The 17786-nt window shown below is 69.5% G+C and carries 17 protein-coding genes; 4 read left to right on the plus strand and 13 right to left on the minus strand.

Annotation, left to right across the window (positions count from 1 at the left end; translation table 11 throughout):
• The first annotated feature begins 72 nt into the window (after positions 1-72).
• From DA085_RS09145 to DA085_RS09160, 4 genes are all read left to right on the plus strand, one after another.
• Complete coding sequence (locus DA085_RS09145) at positions 73-1515, plus strand: sodium:solute symporter family protein (protein WP_109472663.1); 1443 nt, start codon at positions 73-75, stop codon at positions 1513-1515.
• Position 1516: 1 nt separating this feature from the next.
• Positions 1517-2272, plus strand: coding sequence for an HAD-IA family hydrolase (locus DA085_RS09150; RefSeq protein WP_202619168.1), 756 nt, complete (start codon positions 1517-1519; stop codon positions 2270-2272).
• 108 nt (positions 2273-2380) lie between these two features.
• The gene (locus tag DA085_RS09155) at positions 2381-3370 is read left to right on the plus strand and encodes a hypothetical protein (RefSeq protein ID WP_109472664.1); all 990 of its coding nucleotides are present in this window, start codon (positions 2381-2383) and stop codon (positions 3368-3370) included.
• 233 nt (positions 3371-3603) lie between these two features.
• Positions 3604-5895 carry an acyltransferase family protein gene (locus tag DA085_RS09160; protein ID WP_154402148.1) on the plus strand — a complete coding sequence of 764 codons (2292 nt, stop codon included), beginning with the start codon at positions 3604-3606 and terminating at the stop codon, positions 5893-5895.
• 12 nt (positions 5896-5907) lie between these two features.
• Here the strand turns inward: DA085_RS09160 and DA085_RS09165 are convergent, their stop codons facing one another.
• The 13 genes from DA085_RS09165 to DA085_RS09225 form a co-directional block, all read right to left on the minus strand.
• Positions 5908-6714 (minus strand): bifunctional allantoicase/(S)-ureidoglycine aminohydrolase, encoded by an 807-nt coding sequence (locus DA085_RS09165; protein ID WP_109472666.1) that lies wholly within the window; start codon positions 6712-6714, stop codon positions 5908-5910.
• The gene (allB, locus tag DA085_RS09170; protein ID WP_109472667.1) at positions 6711-8048 is read right to left on the minus strand and encodes an allantoinase AllB; all 1338 of its coding nucleotides are present in this window, start codon (positions 8046-8048) and stop codon (positions 6711-6713) included. Before allB ends, DA085_RS09165 begins: the two co-directional genes overlap by 4 nt.
• Complete coding sequence (uraH, locus tag DA085_RS09175) at positions 8038-8334, minus strand: hydroxyisourate hydrolase (RefSeq protein ID WP_109472668.1); 297 nt, start codon at positions 8332-8334, stop codon at positions 8038-8040. Before uraH ends, allB begins: the two co-directional genes overlap by 11 nt.
• Positions 8334-8849: a 2-oxo-4-hydroxy-4-carboxy-5-ureidoimidazoline decarboxylase gene (gene uraD / locus DA085_RS09180; RefSeq protein ID WP_237565409.1), complete on the minus strand. Its 516-nt coding sequence runs from the start codon at positions 8847-8849 to the stop codon at positions 8334-8336. The genes uraH and uraD overlap by 1 nt, the downstream gene beginning before the upstream one ends.
• Before the next feature lie 10 nt (positions 8850-8859).
• Positions 8860-9726: a factor-independent urate hydroxylase gene (pucL, locus tag DA085_RS09185; RefSeq protein ID WP_202619169.1), complete on the minus strand. Its 867-nt coding sequence runs from the start codon at positions 9724-9726 to the stop codon at positions 8860-8862.
• Positions 9723-10934: a DUF6986 family protein gene (locus DA085_RS09190; RefSeq protein WP_109472670.1), complete on the minus strand. Its 1212-nt coding sequence runs from the start codon at positions 10932-10934 to the stop codon at positions 9723-9725. The genes pucL and DA085_RS09190 overlap by 4 nt, the downstream gene beginning before the upstream one ends.
• 72 nt (positions 10935-11006) lie before the next feature.
• Positions 11007-12125 (minus strand): LacI family DNA-binding transcriptional regulator, encoded by a 1119-nt coding sequence (locus DA085_RS09195; protein ID WP_109472671.1) that lies wholly within the window; start codon positions 12123-12125, stop codon positions 11007-11009.
• Positions 12126-12157: 32 nt separating this feature from the next.
• The gene (locus tag DA085_RS09200; RefSeq protein ID WP_109472672.1) at positions 12158-13135 is read right to left on the minus strand and encodes an ornithine cyclodeaminase family protein; all 978 of its coding nucleotides are present in this window, start codon (positions 13133-13135) and stop codon (positions 12158-12160) included.
• A gap of 1 nt (position 13136) precedes the next feature.
• Entirely contained in the window at positions 13137-13943 is an 807-nt protein-coding gene (locus DA085_RS09205; RefSeq protein WP_337189772.1) for an amino acid ABC transporter ATP-binding protein, read from the minus strand.
• A 4-nt stretch (positions 13944-13947) separates the two neighbouring features.
• Positions 13948-14880 carry an amino acid ABC transporter permease gene (locus tag DA085_RS09210; protein WP_109472673.1) on the minus strand — a complete coding sequence of 311 codons (933 nt, stop codon included), beginning with the start codon at positions 14878-14880 and terminating at the stop codon, positions 13948-13950.
• Between the two features lie 22 nt (positions 14881-14902).
• On the minus strand, positions 14903-15808 hold the full coding sequence (locus DA085_RS09215) for a transporter substrate-binding domain-containing protein (protein ID WP_109472674.1): 906 nt from the start codon (positions 15806-15808) through the stop codon (positions 14903-14905).
• Position 15809: 1 nt separating this feature from the next.
• A complete protein-coding gene (locus DA085_RS09220) occupies positions 15810-16652 on the minus strand; it encodes a PfkB family carbohydrate kinase (RefSeq protein WP_109472675.1) in 843 nt (280 codons plus the stop codon).
• Positions 16652-17680, minus strand: coding sequence for an SIS domain-containing protein (locus tag DA085_RS09225; protein ID WP_161958463.1), 1029 nt, complete (start codon positions 17678-17680; stop codon positions 16652-16654). The genes DA085_RS09220 and DA085_RS09225 overlap by 1 nt, the downstream gene beginning before the upstream one ends.
• Positions 17681-17786: the final 106 nt, after the last annotated feature.

Genomic DNA, 17786 nt, shown 5'->3' on the forward strand with positions numbered 1-17786 from the left:
GAACTTCGCGATTCGATGGACCCCAGCCGGTTCTGCTCCGGCCAGAGAGAACACCCACTGACGGAGGTCCGGATGCAAACCGTTCACGTGACGATCCTGGTGCTCTACCTACTGCTGATGGTCGGCATCGGCGCCTGGTTCAGCCGGTCCCGGGTGGTGTCCACCGCCGACGACTACGTCTTTGCCGGACGGAATCTGCCACGACCGGTGATGATCGGCACCCTGCTGGCCACCTGGGTAGGTTCGGGCACGATCATCGGTGGAGCAAGCTTTGCCTACACCTACGGACCGCTGGCGTCGATCTTCTTCCTGGCGGGGACGCCGGTCGGGATCGTGGTCCTCTATTACCTCGCCAAGCGGATCCGTCGGCACTCGACCTTCACCGTGCCCGAACTGCTCGAGCGCCGCTACGGCCTCAGCGTCCGCATCATCGCGGCTCTGATCACCCTGCTCGCCTACACCGGCATCACGGCCTACCAGTTCACCGGCGGCGGCTACATCATCAGTGTCATCACGCCGCTCTCACCGGAGGCCGGCGCGATCGTCGTCGCGATCCTCGTGACATTCCTCGCCTTCGGCGGGGGTCTCAAGTCGGTCGCGTGGAGTGACTTTGTCTCGGCCCTGGTCATCGTGGTGAGCCTGGTTGCGGCGCTGCCACTGATCCTGGGTTGGGAGATCGGCGGCATGAGCGAGTTCTGGAGCGGTATGCCGCAGGCGCATCGCAGCCTCAGCGGCGGACTGACGCCGATCCAGCTGCTGGGCTACTTCCTGCCGCTGTTCCTGCTGATCCTGGCGGACCAGAACATGTACCAGCGTCTGGGCGCCTCTCGCGACGAGGCCGAGGCCCGCAGGTCAACGGCGGGCTTCTTCTTCTCCAGCTTCCTGGTCACGGTGCCTGTGGCGCTCCTCGGCTCGGCCGCAATCATCCTGATGCCGGACATCACCCCGGACACCGCCATCCTGTCCCTGGCGAGTGAGGGCTACCTCCCGACGGTTCTCGGCGGGCTGCTCCTCGCCGGAGCCCTGGCGTTCATCATCACCACCGGCTCCTCGTTCCAGCTGTCCGGCGCCGGCAACATCGTCTACGACGTGGCGCAGCGGATGCTCGGCGTGCAGATGGATGACCGCAAACGCCTGTGGGTGCACCGCCTGTCGGTGCTCGGGATCGGGTTGGTGGCCTATGTGCTGGGGCGCTTCTTCCCGACCGTTCTGGAGCTGCAGCTCTACTCCTACACGGTCTACGGTGTCGCGATCGCCCCACCGGTGCTGGCCATCTTCCTGTGGCGACGCGCCAGCACCGCAGGGGTGCTGACCTCGATGGTCCTCGGCGTGGTGGTCACCATCACCTGGGAGCAGCTCGGGCAGCCGGGCGGGGTGAACTCGGTCCTCGTCTCGCTTCCCGTGGCGCTTGTCGCTCTGGTGCTCGTGAGCCTGGCCGTTCCGGGCGCCGGGCCACGTTCCCTGGACGACGACCCGACGAGCGAGGCCACGGGTGCCGCTCTCAAGGAGCACTGACATGGATCTGGACCTCACGGCATACCGTGCCCTCAGTTTCGATGTCTATGGAACCCTGATCGACTGGGAGATAGGCATCGCCGCCGTCCTCAACCCTTGGGCCAGCGAAGTGGGCCTCGACCTGGAGGACGAGTTCCTGCTGAGCGCCTACGCCACTCAGGAGGCCGCAGTCGAGCGGGAGCAGCCGGCTTCCCTCTACCCCGAGGTGCTGGCCGAGGCCTTCCGGCGCACTGGCCGCAAGCTCGGCCGGCCGGTCAGCGGCAGCTGGGCCCGGCGACTCGGTGACTCCGTAGCTGCATGGCCCGCGTTCCCCGACTCAGCGGACGCACTGGCGGAGCTCGCCCGGCACTACCAACTGATCGTCCTGTCGAACGTGCACCGCGACGGCTTCCGAGCGAGCAACCAGCACCTCCGAGCCACGCTCTCCGCGATCATCACCGCCGAGGACGTCGGTGCCTACAAGCCGGCCGACAACCATTTCCTGGCTCTTGAGCGTGCGCTGCCCGATCTCTCCGTCGACAGGAGCCAACTGCTCCACGTGGCGCAGAGCCTCTTCCACGATCATGTCCCGGCTCAGCGCCACGGGCTGGACTCGGTGTGGATCAACCGTCGTCACGACAGACCGGGGTGGGGCGCCACGCCAGAACCCGCCGAGGAGTTCGGCTATCTCGCCGAGTTCCCCTCGATGGCGGCGTTCGCGGAGGAGGTGCGGGTCGCGTTCGGGACGAGCGGTCGGTCCGGTGGCTCACGGCCCTAGCCAGTTGGCGCACGGTCCACTCCCGCAGCCGGGCTCCTGCCCGGGGTGGAGTCTGGCCGGGACACAGTGCAGGATGGAACCAACGCACGACAACCAGAGGAGGACTTTGTGTTCCAGCGCAAGAGCAAGCCTGAGCAGGTCCGCGAATCGGCCGAAGCCGCCCGGGAGAAGGCGGCAGCAGGGGTGGGGTCCGTGGCGGGCGCTGTGGCGACGGCTTTCAGGGACGCGTTCGACGAGAAGGTCGCTCCGAAGGTAGGCCCCGCGGCGGAGACCGCCCGGGAGCGCAGTGCCGAGCTCGCGCACCAGGCGAGGGAGCGTGCCAGCCACGCCCGCGACCGTGCGGTGAGCAACCTGGATCACCAGATCGACGTGGCCGTCCCCAAGGGCCAGGAGGCGATCGCCGGGGTGGCGCCGAAGGTCGACCACGCCCGCGACGTCATCGTCGATGACCTGCTGCCCAAGCTCTCCGAGCTGCTCGGCAACGTGCAGGCGAGCAAGAACGAGGTGCTCTCCCGTCAGGACGCCCCGATCGCCATGGTGACCGGAGCTCCCCGGAAGAAGAAGCGCAAGGGCGGCGCCCTCCTGTTCTTCGGCCTGGCGGCCGCTGCCGGTGCCGCGGTGGCCTACTACCTGAACTCGCAGAAGAAGCCGCCGACCGACCCGTGGGCCACGGACCGTCCCGTGGGCGGAGCACCTGGCGTGGACTCCCAGGTCCGTGCGACGCTGGCCGACCGGGACACCGCGACCTCAGGCAGCTCGACCGGGACCACGACCTCGGCGGGCACCGGCCTGGGAGCCGCCGGCGCCGCGGGAGCGGCCGGCACCACGGGCTCCGACACCCCGATCGGTGACAGCCTGGCCAGCCGGTCTGCTGGCGACACCGACGGCGGCGCCGGCTCGACGCGGATGCTCGAGGGCGACGAGATCGACCAGCTCGCCGCGGAGTCACCCGTCACGGCTGACGACGAGATCCCCGGCACCCGCGACACCGGGACCTCCGGCTTCGGCACCGACTTCGGTGCGGACAGCACCGCGGGAGCCACGGACGCGGTCGAGGAAGCCAATGACTCGACCGACCGGAAGACCGACCTGCCCTGACAGCGTCGGACGCACCGGGAGCGTGGGCGGCAGTCACCAGTGACTGCCGCCCACGCCTGTGTCCGGACCCTCACTCTCGGGCTGCCCGACCCCCGACCCGCCGTCCGCGAGACCCCTCCGGCACCACCTGTCACGGAAAGATTCAGGGGTCACCCGCGTGGCGCCATACGGAAGCCTGATCGACACCTAGCCTGAGGTCTCAAGGTGTGCCCTTGTCGGGAGGAGGGGGTCAGGTGACGGCCCAGGCGAACGAGCCAGAGTCCCCGGCCGCCGCGCCCACGGCCCGGACCTACGAGCCCCAGCGACCACAGAACCGGTCCACCGGTCACCAGCGGTCGACCACGCACACCGACCTGCTGGAGCGCGCACCCCTCCCGCAGATCGACGACACAGCACCCCCCGAGCGGCGTCGCGGGCCCCGCGGACCACGCGAGACGAACCCGCGCCCCGGCCACATCCACGGCCTCGACGGCCTCCGTGCCCTGGCCGTCCTCGGCGTCCTGGTCTTCCACTTCACCCCGACCGTGCTGCCCGGCGGCTTCCTCGGGGTCGACGTGTTCTTCGTCCTGTCCGGCTTCCTGATCACCACGCTGCTGCTGCGCGAGATCACGACCAGGGGCCGGGTCAACCTGCTGAGCTTCTGGGTGCGTCGGGCCCGGCGGCTGATCCCTGCCCTGGTCACGGTGGTCGTGGTGAGCATCGCCGCCGCGCGCCTCGTCGGCGGCGACCTGTTGGTCAACATCGGTCGCCAGACCCTGGGCGCGATGACCTTCAGCACCAACTGGGTCGAGGTCGCCGCGGGCGCCAGCTACTTCCACAGCACGTCCCCGCTCCTCTTCGTCAACTTCTGGTCGCTGGCGGTGGAGGAGCAGTTCTATCTCCTGTGGCCGCTCACGCTGGTCATCCTCCTGGCGGTCACCCGCACGGCCCGGCACCGGATCGGCTTCGCGGTCGCCCTGGCGCTGGTGTCGGCGCTGCTCATGGCGGTCCGCTACGACCCGCAGCTGGACTCGACCCGCGTCTACTACGGCACCGACACGCACCTGTTCGGCCTCATGCTCGGGGTCGGTCTCGCCTTCGCCTGGGCGGCGCCGCACCGGGCCGGGCTGACCACGGCCACGTGGCGGCGCTGGCGTCCCTGGGCAGTAAGCGGTGCACTCCTCGTGCTCGTCGGCCTGATGAAGCTGCTCACGGACGGCAACCCCTGGACCTTCCGCGGTGGCATCCTGCTGGCCTGCCTCGCGACGGTCGTCCTGATCGCCGGCCTGCTGGAGTCACCGAGCCTGTGGCGTCGCCTCATGCAGCTGCCGCCGCTGGCCTACCTGGGGGAGCGCTCCTACGGCATCTATCTCTGGCACTGGCCGGTCCTGATGATCGTGGCCACCCTCTTCCCGTATGCCGAGGGCACCACGCGCGGCAAGGTCACCCTGGGTGCCGCGCTCGTCCTGACCCTGGTGCTGAGCGAGCTGAGCCACCGGTTCATCGAGACGCCGATCCGCCGGCACGGGTTCCGCGCGACCCTCGCCAGGGCCCGTGAGACGGTGCGCGGTGCCGGCCGCGGCGAGCTGCCCCAGATCGCGGCGGTCACGGTCGGGGTGCTGGTCCTGCTCGCCGGGGTCGCGATCGCCACCGCCCCCGACAAGTCCGAGACGCAACGGGCCATCGAGGCCGCGGAGGGTGACCTCAACAGCCCGGGCACCGACGCCGTCGCCCGCCGGTCAGCCATGAGCGGGACGCTGGTCGGGACACCCGCACCGCCTGCTGCCAGCGGCGCGGAGGGCTCGGGCACCGGTGGTGCCCAGGGCAGCGACAGCGGGGAGGGCACGTCCGAGGACGCTGCGACCGGCGGTGACTCGGCAGCTGACGGGTTCGCCGACGCCCTCGGGGGCGGCAAGGACCCGGCGACCGGGGGTGACCCGAAGGGGGAGGACGCGGGGAGTGAGGACGGCGCGGGTCCCGGCGAGGAGGCCGATGGCACCGGCGCAGGGGCAGCAGCCACGCCTCCCGAGGGCTGGTTCGTGGACGACGACGGGCTGATGGTCCCGCACAGCAACACGATCACCGCGATCGGTGACTCGCTGGTGGTCACCAGCGCGGACGGTCTGAAGTGGCGCTTCCCGGACATGAACTTCTCCGCCAAGTCCAACCGGCAGTGGAAGGACGCCAACCCGGTGCTCGAGTCCGCGCTCGCCGAGGGCCTCGTGCGGGACAACGTCATCGTGCACTTCGGCACCAACGCCGGCGTCAACGAGGACCAGCTGCGGGCCTTCCTGGACCAGCTCGGGCCGGACCGCAAGGTCGTTGTCATGAACCTCTACGGCTCCAGCACCTTCGTCCCCGGCTCCAACGCCACCATCGACAAGGTCGTGCAGGACTACCCCAACGCGGTGGTCGGTGACTGGCAGGGGACGATCGAGAGGCAGCCGAAGGTGCTGCAGTCCGACCGGATCCACCCGGACCTGGAGGGCATGCACGTCTACGCCGAGGTCGTCGCCCGGGCGTTCGACGAGCTCGCGCGCCGCTGACGGCGCGAGCCGTCAGAGACGTGCGTGCCGGTTGACGTCCTTGTAGAGCAGGTAGCGGAACCGTCCCGGCCCGCCGGCGTAGCAGGCCTGTGGGCAGAACGCGCGCAGCCACATGAAGTCGCCGGCCTGGACCTCGATCCAGTCGCGGTTGAGGAGGTAGACGGCCTTGCCCTCGAGCACATAGAGACCGTGCTCCATGACGTGGGTCTCGGGGAACGGGATGGACCCGCCGGGTTGGAAGGTCACGATGTTGACGTGCATGTCGTGGCGCACGTCGAGCGGGTCGACGAACCGCTGGGTCGCCCACGCGTCGGTGCCCGGCATCGTCTGGAGCGCGACATCGACCTCGTGGGTGACGAGCGACTCTGGCGTGTCGACCCCCTCGACCGCCTCGTAGGCCTTGCGGACCCAGTGGAACGTCGCCGTCGCGTCCGTGCCGTTGCGCAGGGACCATTCCACGCCCGGGGGGAGGTAGGCGTAGCTCCCGGGACGCAGCTGGTGGGTGACCCCGGAGATCGTCAGCGTCGGCGCACCGTCGACGACGAACAGCACCGCCTCGGCGCGCGGGTCGTCGTCGGGCCGCTCGCTCCCGCCGCCGGCACCGACCTCGACGATGTACTGGCTGAAGGTCTCCGCGAAGCCGGACAGCGGTCGGGCCAGCACCCACGCCCTGGTGCGGTCCCAGTGCGGCAGGAGGCTGGTCACGATGTCGCGCATCGTGCCACGGGGCAGGACGGCGTAGGCCTCGGTGAAGACCGCCCGGTCGTGGGTGAGCTCGTCCTGCCCGGGCAGCCCGCCGCGGGGCACGTAGTAGGTCATGCCTCTCCTCTCCTGAGCAACCGGCCACCGGGCTGGGTCCCGTCGGCAGGGACGCCGCGCACCCAGGTCCGGCGCACCGTGCCGGTCAGGATACGACCGGCATACGCGGTGTCGGGGTTGCGGTGGTGGAGCTTCGCGGGGTCGACGGTGAAGGTCTCGTCCGGCGCGAACACGCACAGATCGGCGTCGGCACCGACAGCCAGCCGCCCCTTGCGCCGGAGCCCGACGAGGTCGGCCGGCCCCTGGCACATCCAGCGGACGACGTCGACGAGCCCGTGCCCCCTCCGCCGTGCCCCGGTCCAGACGGCCGAGAGCCCGAGCTGCACCGAGGCGATGCCACCCCAGGCGTCGCCGAAGTCACCGGTGTCCAGGCGCTTGAGGGCCGACGTGCACGGCGAGTGGTCGGAGACCACGACGTCGATCGTGCCCTCGTTGAGGCCGGCCCACAGCAGGTCCCGGTTGGTGGAGTCGCGGATCGGTGGACAGCACTTGAACTCCGTGCGGCCGTCGGCGACGTCCTCGGCGGACAGGGTCAGGTAGTGCGGACAGGTCTCCACCGTGAGACGGACGCCGCGGTCACGGGCCGCACGGATCACGGGGAGCGCCTCGGCCGTCGACAGGTGGACGATGTGCACCCGCGCGCCGGTCTCCTCGGCGGCGGCGACCAGCCGCTCGATCGCGACCAGCTCGGCACGCGCGGGGCGGGAGGCGACGAAGTCGGCATAGGCGCGACTGTGCAGCGGCGCCGGGTCGATCTCACCCTCGTCCTCGGCGTGGACGAGGAGCAGGCCGTCGAGCCCGGCCAGCTCAGCGAGGGCCGCCCGCAGCCCGGCGTCGTCGAGGTGGGGGAACTCCGGGACCCCGGAGGGGAGCAGGAAGCCCTTGAACCCGAGCACCCCCGCCTCATGGAGCCGGCGCAGCTCCGGGACGTTGCCGGGCACCGCCCCACCCCAGAAGCCCACGTCGACGTGGACGCGGCCCTCCGCCGCCTCCTGCTTGGCCCGCAGTCCGCTGAGGGTCGTGGTGGGCGGGACCGCGTTGAGCGGCATGTCGACGATGGTGGTCACCCCGCCGGCCGCGGCGGCCCGGGTGGCCGACTCGAAGCCCTCCCACTCGGTGCGGCCGGGCTCGTTGACGTGGACGTGGGTGTCGACCAGCCCCGGGAGCAGCACCTCGTCCTCCGCGAGCACGACGTCGGGCGCGTGGCCGGGCGGCAGGACGGCGTCCAGGGTGGCGATCCGACCATCGCGTATGCCGAGGGTCACCGGCCGCTCCGCACCGTCCAGCACCGCTCGGGCGGCCCGGACGACGAGGTCGTGAGGCTCAGCTGCCACGGTAGGTCGAGTAGCCGAACGGGCTGAGCAGCAGCGGGACGTGGTGGTGCTCGTCGGCGGCGATCCGGAAGGCGACGACGACCTCGGGATAGAACGGCCCGTCGACCTCGAACCGCAGCCGGTAGCTCCCTGTGGGCAGCTCGCCACCGAGGGAGCCGACCCGCCCGTCACCGTCGGTCACCCCGTCAGCGAGCGCGGTGCCGTCCGCGTCGAGCAGCGTGACGGGGACCCCGGTGGCCGGGCGGCCGGCGGCGGTGTCGAGGACGTGGGTGCTCAGGGTCGCCATCAGGCCAGTATCTCCCTGGCGCGCAGCAGCGCGATCTGCACGAACTGCTCGACGGTCTCCGCTCGTTCCTGCTCGTCGGTGTGGCCGAGCCTGCGGCGCAGCTCGGCGAGGACCTCGGGTCCGTCCCGGCCGGCCGCCCGGATGAGGAACACCCGCCCGAACCGCTCCTCATAGGCCTCGTTGCCCTCGCGCAGCTGACGGGCCAGCTCCGGGTCGGTGCGGTCCACGCCGGCCTGCTCCCGCTCGGAGTGGACGACCTCGTGCCGGGCGGCGGCAGCACGTTCGCCGATGCGGGGGTGACGGGCCAGGGCTGCGGCGAGCTCGTCGTCGGTGAGGGTGGCCGCCGCGGTCCGCATGGCGGCCTCCAGACCGGACCACGCGTCATACGGCCTCCCGGACACCACCACCTCGGCCCACCGGGCGACGTCCAGGCAGGACAGGACACGGGCGCGCGCCGTGTCCTCGGTCATCGCGTTGAAGGCCCGCGGGGTGCTCTGCGCGGCTGGATCCGTCATGCCAGGGTCCTCACTCCTCGTCCCGGACCACGGTCGCCTCGATCAGGCCGTAGGGACGGTCAGCGGCGATGAAGACCTCTCCGTCGTTGGTGACGCCGAAGGGCGAGAGGTCGACGAGCAGGTGGTGCTTGTTGGGGGCGGCGAAGGTGATCTCCGCGATGCGGGGCTGCCGCTCCAGGACCGCGCGGCCCATGGCCCACAGCGTCTCCTGCAGGGCCCGGCTGTAGGTGGTGGCGAAGGTCTCGAGCAGCGTGGCACGCACCTCGTCGTGGGCCGCGTTCCAGTCGACGTCGTGGTCCGCCCAGCGCCAGGACGCGGTGAGCGAGGTGGCGAGGACCCGGTCGTCGGTCTCCGGGAGGGTCGTGTAGTCGTCCTTCAGGAAGCCGCGGAACTCCGAGCCCGTGGACTTCAGCACCACGAGGTCGGTCAGTCCGGAAGCGACCGTGGCGCTGTCGCGCGTGAGGTCCACCTCGGTCGTGCGCACGTCGCCGCCGCGCCGCACGAACGCGTGGTCGTGACCGGGGGATCCGTTGCCGCCGACGGCGATCCGGTCCCAGGCATACTCCTCGACCCGGACCTGGCACCCCGTGGCGGCCGGGGTGGCCTCCAGGAGCCGCCGTGCCAGGGCGAGCCCGTAGTCCTCGATCGAGGTGACCCCGTGCTCCTTGGCGTAGGCGAAGGCGGTGTTCTTCTGGCTGTCGGTCGGCAGCACGGCCGACTGGTCACCCACGACGTGGGCGGCCTCGAAGTCGCCGCGCAGCGACGTGGTGACGTTGAGGTCGTGGATCTCGTGCCGCGCGGTGTCGCGCACGATGCGCACGACCCGGCTCTCCGCCTTGCCGTAACGGTTGGGTCCCAGGCTGATGCCCATGCTCATGCTCCTCCCACAGGACGTCGGGCCATCGCCCACAACGTCTCGGTCGACAGCCCGGTGGCCCCGACCACCTCGGCCCGGTCAAGCGCACCACAGTCGATCCCGCGCACGACGAAGTCGGAGAGCGCGCGTGCGGTGGCCGGTTCGTCCAGGATCGAGGAGTCCTCGCGACCCACGTACGTGCGCAGCCGCTCGGCCGCGGAGCCGAAGCCGTCCCGGAAGAAGCCGTAGGTGGCGGCGTAGCGCGTCGCCAGCTGGGCCGGGTGCAGGTCCCAGCCCTGGTAGAAGCCTCGCTCCAGCGACCGCCGGACCAGGCGCAGGTGCTCGCGCCACCCCGGGACGAGCTGGTCACCCACCGGGAGCTTGTTGGTCGAGCCGTCGGAGAGTCGCACACCGGTGCCGGCCGCGGCCATCTGCATCACGGCCTTGGCGTGGTCGGCCGCCGGGTGGTCGAGGGCCTGCTGTCCCGCGGCGATCCCGCAGGCAGCGCTGTAGTCGTAGGTGCCGTAGTGGAAGGCGGTCAGCCGGCCCCGCGCGGCGCTGACCATCGGCGCGAGCAGCACCCGGCCGTCCGGGCCGAGCACCGACTGGGGCGTCTCGACCTGGACCTCGAAGTGCAGCCGGCCCTCGAAGTGTCGCTCGATGTGCTCACCCGCGAGGGCCATCGCCTCCACCTGCTCGATCGCGGTGACCTTGGGCAGGGTGATCACGAAGCCGTCGGGGACCCGGCCGAGCGAGTCCAGGAACCGCAGCAGGGTCCGGACACTGCGCCGGCGCGTCGCGGGCTCGAAGCTGCGGATCCGGATGCCGGTGAACGGCGGAGCGCCCTGTTCGAGGAGCACGGCCAGGGCCCGGCCCGCGGTCTCGGCCGTCGCGTCCTCCTCGTCGTCGGCGTGGTCGCCGTAGCCGTCCTCGAAGTCGATCCGCAGGTCCTCGATCGGCTCGGTGCGCAGCTTGGCGAGCACCCGCGCCATCAGGTCCTCGTCGTCGCCGATGACGTCCAGGAACTCCCCGGTGTGGTCCACGACGACCTGCTCTGCCGCGGCCCCCAGCTCCTCGACCGCCCGCTCGTGGAACCGGTCGGCCGGGAGGTAGAGGGTGTGGACGGGCTGGCGCCCCGCCCGCTCACCCGGGTAGTGCCGTGTCAGCGCGGCGTCGGCGTCGGCGAGCAGCTCGTCCAGCTCGGCGGTGAGCAGGCCCAGGTGGTCCATGCCAGGACTCTAGTGCTCTCTGGCCGGTGTCGGCTGGGGCGACCTGCATCCTCGCCTGGGGTGGAAGGCCCGTCAGCGCGTCGGGCAGGCGCCGACGCTCTCGCGGTCGAGGAACGTGGTCGGGACCACCGTGCGCGTCCCCGAAGGTGCCGCGGGGTGGCCGTTGCCGAGCTGCGCGAAGAGTCGGTCGGCGGCAGCACGGCCCATCTCGTAGGAGGACTGCACGACGACCGAGACACGCGGGCGGACCAGGGTCGTCCACTCCAGGTCGTCAAAGCCCAGCAAGGACACCTCGCCTGGCACAGCGATCCCGCGCTCAGACAGGACCGCGAACGTGCTCTTGGTCAGGTAGCTGTCAGCCGTGAACAGCGCGGTCGGCCGATCAGGGAGCTCGAGCATCTCCACCACGGCAGGTGCCCGTGACTCCGGCTCGTCCTGCGGGACGAACGAGATCAGCTCGCGCGCGATCGGGAGGCCCGCTGTCGTCATCGCCCGCAGGTACCCGCGCACGCGGTCGAGGGACGGCCGCGAGGGACCGCTGACACTCGCCCGCTGCGCACCGATCCGCAGCACCGGTGGCTCCTCCGGCTGCGCAGACGAGAGGAATCCGATCCGGCGGTGTCCGCGCCCGATGAGGTGGTTGACCGCATCGACGGTCGCGTGCTCATTGTCCGCGACGATGCTGTCGACGCCGGCGTTGCTCAGGTGTCGATCGAGAGACACCACGGGAAGGCCGTCGTCGACGGCAACGACGATGTGGTCGTGCTGGCGCACCGAGACCGGCGTGATGATGATGCCGTCGACCTTGTGCGCCGCCAGCACCTTCGTTGCCGCCTGCTCCTGCGTGAGCTGGTCGTCGGTGTTGATCACGATCACCTGGGAGCCCTTGTCCAGGGCGACGTCGCAGATGCCGCGCATCGCGTTGGAGAAGAACGGGTCGGAGATGTCAGCGCACACGAAGCCGATGGTGTCCGATCGCCCGCTGCGCATCGTTCGTGCGATGCGGTCCGCCTCGTAACCGAGGTCACTGGCCGCGCCGAGAACCCTCTCGCGCACCTCTTCGCTGGCGTAGCCGTATCCGCCGAGTACGCGCGACACCGTAGCCCGCGAGACCCCCGCGCGCGCCGCGACGTCGTTGATCGTTGGCTGCGACCTCTTGGAGCGCCTGACTCCCTCAGCCTCGCTCGACATCTGAAACCCCGCTCACGCAATGAGAAGCAAGCCTATAGGTCGACAATGCTGCCGACCTTCCGTGCGCAGGCCAGGTCGTAGGCGCACGAGGCCAGTGTCGCGTCCTGGATGCCGAGGCCGTTGCTGTGGAACACCACCACCTGCGCCTCGTCGGTTCGCCCGGCACGGGCACCGCTGAGCACGTCTCCCAGCGCGACCACGTCCTGCTCTGCGAGCACGCCGGCGCGGACCGCCTCCATGACCGGGCCCGTGCCCCCGAGTGCGCGCTCTGGCAGATCCACGGCCGTGACGTCGGCACGCCCCGAGCAGGCCACGTCGATCTCGCGGCGGTCGGGCTCGTACGAGCCCATGGTCACGATGGTCGTGCCCGCGTGCACCCATTCCCCTGGCACGACGGGGTCTCGGCTCAGGGTGCAGGTGGCGATCACACGACTGCTCTCACACAGCGCGCGTGGCGAATCGGCGATCTCGACCGGCAGGTCCGCCAACCGCGGGTCCAGGTGCCCGGGCCCGCCCTCGTCGAGACGTGGGCTCCAGATCACAAACCGTTCGACGTCCAACACCTCACTGGCGAGCAACAGGAACTCCGTCGCCTGCACACCCGACCCCAGGACGCCGACGGTGCTGGTGTCGCCCGCGAGCGCACGCGTCGCCGACACCAGTCCCGCAGAGGTGCGCAGCGTGGTGATGGTGTTGCCGTTCAGCAGTGCCCTGGTCTCACCGGTCCCGGCGTCGTGCACCGAGACGGTTGCGTGCACGGTCGGCAGCCCGGTGTCACGGTTGCCCGGAACCTGTGTGCCGGTCTTGAACACCACACCCGTCGCACCATCGGCGACCGCACTGTGCACGAACGCAAAGGCATCGTCAGCAAAGGTCGCATAGTGCGTCTGCCCCGCGCGTACGCGACCCGGCTCGACGGCCAGCCGGAAGGCTCGATCGGCCGCGTCGACCACGTCGTGGCCGCTCAGCAGCGTTCGCAGGACGGCGTCGCTCAGCACGCGCACGCTCACGTCACTGCACCCGGGCCAGGAAGGAACGCGTGCGCTGCTCCGCTGGAGAACCGAAGAGCTCTTCCGGCGTGCCGGACTCGACGCAACAACCTTCGTCCATGAACACCACCTGGTCGGCCACCTCGCGCGCGAAGGCCATCTCGTGCGTCACGACGACCATCGTCATGCCGTCCGTCGCGAGGTCACGCATCACGTCGAGCACATCACCCACCAGCTCCGGATCCAGCGCGGACGTCGGCTCGTCGAACAGCATCAGGTCCGGCTTCATCGCCAGCGAGCGCGCGATCGCGACCCGTTGCTGCTGCCCCCCGGAGAGTTGCTCGGGGTAGGCCTCCGCCTTCTCCGCAAGACCCACCTTCGCCAGCAGCGCCATAGCCTCCTCGCGCGCCTGGTCGCGGTCGGTCCCGTTGACCACGATCGGCCCCTCGGTGACGTTTTCGATCACCTGCTTGTGGGGAAACAGGTGGAAACCCTGGAACACCATCCCCATCCGGCGTCGCTGCACCGCGAGCTGCGCCGGCTTCATCTCGTGCAGCGCATCGCCCTTCCACCGGTATCCCACCGGCTGACCGTCCAGATAGACATAGCCACCGTCTGGCACCTCGAGCCAGTTGATACAGCGCAGCAGGGTGCTCTTGCCCGAGCCTGATGGCCCGATCACACACTGCACCTGCCCGCAGTACACGTCGAGTGAGACGTCGCGGAGCACGTGGTTGTGCCCGAAGTGCTTGTTCACCTTGTCGACCCGCAGCAGGGGCATGACGGGGGTCTCGGTCGCCTGCCTGTGCGGTTGCGTCATGGTCTCCATGTCCTCACGCCCTTCCCATCGGCACGAAGCGCAGCCGCTTGGTCGTCGGAACTGCCGTCCCCGTGGTCCGCTTCGCCTTCAGCCGGCGCTCCAGCTGCTGCTGACCGAGGGTGAGTAGCGTGCAGAGCACGAGATACCAGATCGTTGCCACCAGCAGCAGAGGAATCGTCTGGTAGTTCCGCGAGTAGATCATCTGCGCGCTGTACAAGAGGTCCGGTGTCGCCAGCACACTGACCAGTGACGTGAACTTCAGCATCGAGATCAGATCATTACCGATCGGAGGTATGACAATCCGCAGTGCCTGCGGCAGGACGATGCGGCGCAGCACCTGCGACTGCGACATCCCCACCACGAGGCCCGCCTCCGTCTGACCCTTCGAGACGGCCTGGATCCCGGCACGGATCATTTCTGCGGCGTACGCACTCTCGGTCAGGGCCAGGCCCAGGATCGCAGCCGAGAAGGAGGTGATGACGGTGTTGGTGTCCCAGGACGCAAATGTCGGGCCGAAGGGGATGCCGATCGACAGGACCGGGATGAGCGTCGCGAGGTTGAACCAGAACACCAGCTGCACCAGGGGCGGCACCCCCCGGAAGAACCACAGCCACAGCCAGCTCACGGTGCGGAACAACGGGTTCGCTGACAGGCGCATGATGGCGATCACGACGCCGAGCACCAGGCCGATCACCATCGCGAGCACGGTCAGCTCGATCGTGGTGAGCAGGCCCGACAGGATCTCGGTGTCAAACAGGTAGCTCGCGACGACGGACCACCTCATGTTCTCGTTGGTGACGAGGAGATGGATGAACGAGGCGATGAGCAGCACGAGGACCGCGCCGCCGATCCACCACCAGGGGTGACGGCGCGCCACCGGCCGCACGCCCTCTGCACTACGGAATACCAGGGAGTCCCCTGCCGTCCGACGACTGATCACAGTCATGTTGGCCTCCTCCTGGACGTTCTCAGCCCGTGGGGTTGTCTTCGGTGATGAGCACGGCCTCGTTCAGGTCGCCGGGGCTCGAGACGCCCCACTCCTCACGGATCTCCAGATACGTCCCGTCGTCGATCAACGACTGCAACGCAGCCTCGACAGCCGGTCCGAGCTCGCTGCCCTGCGGCACTCCGAGTCCGTTGTAGACCGCGTTGATGAGCAGGTCCGAGACATCAAGCTGGCCGGTCTGACTGGCCGCGTAACGCAACTTGCCGGAGCCTGCGGCGACCAGCTCGACCCGGCCCGACGTGACGGCGAGCTCGGCCGATGGCTGGTCCTTGAACTGCTGGATGTCCATCGGACTGTCCGAGCACTCCTTCGGGTTCGCCTCGGTGAGGTACTCGTACTCCCAGGCACCCGTCAGGACGGCCACGGACTTGCCGCACGCATCTGCCAACTCGGTGATGTCCTGGTCGGTGCCTGCCTTCCAGCCGAACGCCGTCCCCTCCTTCTGGAGCGGAACGAAGTCGAGCGACTTCAGGCGCTCCGGGGTGACGCCGAGCGAGGCGACGGCGAGGTCATAGCGCTCATTGGTCAGGCCCGGGATGATCGCGTCGAAACTGGAGGGGTGGTAGGTGAACTCAACGCCCATTCTCGCCGAGATCGCCTTGGCGAGGTCGACGCTCCACCCCTTCACCTCACCGTTCTCGACGTACTCCTCAGGTGCCCAGTCACCGAACACGGCAACCTCGACGCCCGCTTCCCGGAACTCGTCAGGCACGAGCTGCGCGACCTCCTCGCCCTTGGAGACATCCGGGGTTGGATGGGCCTCCGCGCTGGGGGTCTCCTCGTTGGAGCATCCGGCCACGGCGAACGTGGCGCAGGCGGCGAGCAGAACGGTGGACGTGCGTACACGGCTCACAGTGGTGCGGATCATGTCATTCCTTCAGGGGTGTGGTGAGTTGTTGCGGTCGAGTCCCCGAGAGCGCCAACGGATAACCGAAGGCGCCGAGCCTGGTACAGACGGAGGCCGCCTCCTCGGCCGCGCGCCGCAGCGTCTCAGCCGTGGGCAGGTCGGCCCAGAGACCAGCCAGGACGTTGGCGATGTACGCGTCTCCGGCCCCGAGCGTGTCGACGGTGTCGACCGGTATCGCCGGCTGCACCACGAGATCGTCCCCGTCGTACAGCATCGCGCCCGCCGAACCCCGGGTCGCCAGTGCCACCCGGACGCCGGACTCGTCGCACGCCCAGTGGAGGAGGTCCTCGGTGGCCGGCACCGTCAGGTGCGAGGCAGAGAAGAAGGCGTAGGTGACGTGCGGGATGACGAGCCGTGCATAGTCGTCGCCGGCGTGCGCGTCGAAGTCGAAGGACAGTGGCACCCGGTCGGCGATGTCAGCCAGCTGCTGATCCAGCCCCGCCGCGTAGCTGGAGTGCGCGACGTCGTGCTCAGCAATGAAGTCGAGGTCGGCATCGTCGAGGGCGAAGGGCGCAACCCCTCGGTCGTAGGCGCCGAAGCTGCGCTCGCCATCACGGTGCAGGACCGTCGCGTAACCGGTGGGTCCGTCGAGAACACGCAAGCGTGTGGCGTCGACGCCCTCGGCGTCGAGTGCGTCGCGCAGCTGTGCACCGCGCTCATCGCGCCCGATCGCACCGATGTAGGAGCTCTTGGCGCCCGTCCGGGCGGCATGCACAGCGACGTTCACGCAGTTGCCGCCCGGGAACATCTGACCTGCGGCCGGGTAGCAGTCCGTGATGTTGTCGCCGACAGCCACGAGCCTCATCAGTACTCGACCCGCCACATGTAGCGGCGGTCGGTCAGCGCACGACCGGAGAAGGCCTCGAAGTGCTGCGCGAGCCGCGCCGTCACACAGCTGGCCATGACGAAGGCGCCGATGATCCCGCGGTAGGAGTCGGGAACGCCGGGGAGGCTCAGCGCGGCGACGTCGATGACGTAGTTGCGGTGGTTGTAGGTCTCCAGGAACCGGAGCGTGCGTTCCCCCATCGGGCGGGTGGCGTCGTCGCCGAGGAACAGGATGGTCGGCACGTTCCCGTCGACCACCTCGAAGGCCCCGTGCAGGAACTCCCCGGAGCCGGTCGCCACGGCGTGTTTCACCTGCATCTCCTGCAGGTAGCACGCGGCGAACGTCTCCGCCGCCCCCTGGATCGGACCCGACCCGAGCACGTACACCACCGGCTCGTCCACACACGCTGCCGCGATGTCGCGGAGGTGATCGTTCAGCTCCTGCACCGAGGTCTCGAAGGCTCTGGCTGCGCCGCGGAACGCCTCGATCGCGTCGTCGTAGTCGTCCGCCGCGTCCTGCGCCTTGAGGAGCACGTACGCGATGAGGCCCTGCAGGATCTGTTTTGCCTCGACCCCCTCGTGCAGGACGATGTCATCGGCCTCCTGCGCCACGATGCTCTCGGGATCCGTGGTGACGAGCAGGACGGGGGCACCGGCATCCCTGGCGAACCTGACCGCACGCGCGGTCTCCTTGGTCCCGCCGTTGGTGCTGCTCGCGATCACGATCGAGTCCGCGCCGAGGGCGGCCGGGTTGCGGTGCATGAACTCGTCGGCGTTCAGGGCGACATACGGGATGGGCGACCGCTCGAGGAGGTAGCGCATCGCGCCGAACATGAAGAGCGAGCCGCCACACCCGACGAGGTAGATCGCTCGCGTGGTGGGCTTGAGCGCCTTGTCGACGAAGTCGGTGACCTGGCGTTCGAGCTCTGGTGTCGCGGCCGCGTCGATCTTCTCGCGAAAACGCTCGGGCAGGCTCCCGAGCGGGCGGACGGGCTGGCGTTGGGTCATGATGCCTCTCTGTTGTGAGATCGTTCTCATATGACTGAGGAGTGTGCGCCCTGTCACAACCCCCTGTCAAGGGTTTCGCAGAAATAGCCCGTTCACAGTGAGACTG

Origin of the sequence: Ornithinimicrobium cavernae (assembly GCF_003121625.1) — a bacterium.
Lineage (GTDB): Bacteria > Actinomycetota > Actinomycetes > Actinomycetales > Dermatophilaceae > Ornithinicoccus > Ornithinicoccus cavernae.

Excerpts from the sequence above, each read along its gene's own strand:
- DA085_RS09145 (WP_109472663.1), top strand. The coding sequence starts at position 73 with ATGCAAACCGTTCACGTGACGATCCTGGTGCTCTACCTACTGCTGATG.
- DA085_RS09150 (WP_202619168.1), top strand. The coding sequence starts at position 1,517 with ATGGATCTGGACCTCACGGCATACCGTGCCCTCAGTTTCGATGTCTAT.
- DA085_RS09165 (WP_109472666.1), bottom strand. The coding sequence starts at position 6,714 with ATGACCTACTACGTGCCCCGCGGCGGGCTGCCCGGGCAGGACGAGCTC.
- uraH (WP_109472668.1), bottom strand. The coding sequence starts at position 8,334 with ATGGCGACCCTGAGCACCCACGTCCTCGACACCGCCGCCGGCCGCCCG.
- uraD (WP_237565409.1), bottom strand. The coding sequence starts at position 8,849 with ATGACGGATCCAGCCGCGCAGAGCACCCCGCGGGCCTTCAACGCGATG.
- pucL (WP_202619169.1), bottom strand. The coding sequence starts at position 9,726 with ATGAGCATGGGCATCAGCCTGGGACCCAACCGTTACGGCAAGGCGGAG.
- DA085_RS09190 (WP_109472670.1), bottom strand. The coding sequence starts at position 10,934 with ATGGACCACCTGGGCCTGCTCACCGCCGAGCTGGACGAGCTGCTCGCC.
- DA085_RS09195 (WP_109472671.1), bottom strand. The coding sequence starts at position 12,125 with ATGTCGAGCGAGGCTGAGGGAGTCAGGCGCTCCAAGAGGTCGCAGCCA.
- DA085_RS09205 (WP_337189772.1), bottom strand. The coding sequence starts at position 13,943 with ATGGAGACCATGACGCAACCGCACAGGCAGGCGACCGAGACCCCCGTC.
- DA085_RS09210 (WP_109472673.1), bottom strand. The coding sequence starts at position 14,880 with ATGACTGTGATCAGTCGTCGGACGGCAGGGGACTCCCTGGTATTCCGT.
- DA085_RS09215 (WP_109472674.1), bottom strand. The coding sequence starts at position 15,808 with ATGATCCGCACCACTGTGAGCCGTGTACGCACGTCCACCGTTCTGCTC.
- DA085_RS09220 (WP_109472675.1), bottom strand. The coding sequence starts at position 16,652 with ATGAGGCTCGTGGCTGTCGGCGACAACATCACGGACTGCTACCCGGCC.
- DA085_RS09225 (WP_161958463.1), bottom strand. The coding sequence starts at position 17,680 with ATGACCCAACGCCAGCCCGTCCGCCCGCTCGGGAGCCTGCCCGAGCGT.